The sequence below is a fragment of the Saccharomonospora iraqiensis subsp. paurometabolica YIM 90007 genome, from assembly GCF_000231035.2.
Taxonomy (GTDB): domain Bacteria; phylum Actinomycetota; class Actinomycetes; order Mycobacteriales; family Pseudonocardiaceae; genus Saccharomonospora; species Saccharomonospora paurometabolica.
In genome coordinates this window covers 14120-15652 of record NZ_KI912210.1, presented here as the reverse complement: position 1 = coordinate 15652, position 1533 = coordinate 14120, and the positions used below count along the sequence as shown (strand labels likewise).

The window sequence follows — 1533 nt, the reverse complement described above, 5'->3', positions numbered from 1 at the left end:
AGTCCACCACGCCCCTGCCGCGCCCGGCACAGGAGTGGACCGATCCCGCCGGGGCCGAGCCGGACACCCGGCCGCAGACACGGCCCGTGCCGACGCCCGGGCCCACCGGCGCGGACGGCGGGCACCCCGGTGACGCCGCCCGGGGTGACGACGTCCGTGCCGCCGAGCAGCATTCCCATCAGGGCGAGCTGCCCCGGCAGGGTCCGGGCGCGGAGACCGGGCCGGACGGGATCGACGGGTTGGTGCCCACCGTGCGCAACGAGGCGGGTCAGTCCTATCTGGCCCGTCGTCTGGACGGGCTGTGATCCGCCCGGCCGCGTGGTGACGGACCGGACCGTGCACCGGGGATCCGGCGGCCGCGGCTGATCCCGCCCGGGTGGTCGGGCCCCACGGGTGGTGCGCCCCGCGGGTGGTGGATCCGGGACGGTCAGGACCCCCGGGTGGTGAGGCGCAGGCGCGCGGCCAGACCGAGCCGGATCAGCGCCAGCAGCGGTTTCCACGCGGGGCCGCGGTGCCGGTCGGCGAGATAGCGGTACGCACTGGCGTGGTGGGCGGCCAGCATGCGGGCCGAGGCCTGTTCGGTCGACCGGCCACCGATGTGCATCACGCCCGCGGAGGGCACGTAGACGTTGAGCCACCCCGCCCGGCCGATCCGGTCGCCGAGGTCGACGTCCTCGAAGTACATGAAGTAGCGCGGGTCGAACCCGCCGACCGCGTCGAACGCCTCCCGGCGGACGAGCTGGCACGAGCCGGACAACCACTCGGCGGTGCGCTCGCGGGGCGCGGCGTGCTCCTGCCGGTAGGCGCGGGTCCACGGGTTCGCGGGCCATACCCGGCCCAGCAGCGCGTGCCCGATCCCGCGGCCGAGCGACGGCAACAGCCGGGCGGACGGGTACACGGTCCCGTCCGACTCCCGGATCAGGGGGCCGAACGCCCCGCCCCGGGGCCACCGGCGGGCCGCGTCGCGCAGGGTGTCCAGCGCGCCCGGATCCCATTCGAGATCGGGGTTGGCGAACACGATCCAGCCGACCCGGTCGTCGAGCGCGGCCACCCCGGCGTTGACCCCGCCGCCGTAGCCGAGGTTGCCACCGGTGTGCACCAGCCGCACGTGCCCGGCCTCGGCCGCCTTCTCCGGGGCGCCGTCGACGGAGCCGTTGTCGGCCAGCACGACGGTGACGTCGTCGTCGGTGGCGTCGTCCAGGGTGTCGAGGAAACGTCGCAGGTCCTCCCCCGGCGAGTAGGTCACCACCACCACGGCGACGTCGTCACCATAGGTTTCGGGGTCACCGTAGGGGCCGGGCGCGGTCTTCTCGGGGCCGTCGGTCACGGAGCCATTGTGCACGCGCCACCGCCCGCGCCCGTCCGGTGGGCGGTTCACGGGGCAGGCGCCCCGTCGCCGCACCCGCGGTGTGCTCAGCGGCCGGTACGGTGCCGGTACCAGGCCCGGTCGTAGGCCTCCAGGTGGTCGCCGGCCGACCGGATCCAGGAGAACTCCTTGGCCCGGCGGCGCGCGGCCTGCGCCAGCTCCGCCCG

Annotated in this window: 1 protein-coding gene and 2 pseudogenes; 1 reads left to right on the top strand and 2 read right to left on the bottom strand. The window is 75.9% G+C overall.

The window, feature by feature from the left end; all coding sequences use genetic code 11:
• A pseudogene (locus SACPADRAFT_RS25495) lies at positions 1-305 on the top strand (hypothetical protein); the annotation flags it as partial.
• A gap of 122 nt (positions 306-427) precedes the next feature.
• Here SACPADRAFT_RS25495 and SACPADRAFT_RS0204085 read toward each other — a convergent pair.
• Together SACPADRAFT_RS0204085 and SACPADRAFT_RS31195 are read right to left on the bottom strand one after the other, a co-directional pair.
• Positions 428-1342, bottom strand: a complete 915-nt coding sequence (locus SACPADRAFT_RS0204085) for a glycosyltransferase (protein ID WP_007027575.1) — start codon at positions 1340-1342, stop codon at positions 428-430.
• Between the two features lie 71 nt (positions 1343-1413).
• Positions 1414-1533 (bottom strand): annotated as a pseudogene (locus SACPADRAFT_RS31195) (glycosyltransferase family 1 protein); the annotation flags it as partial.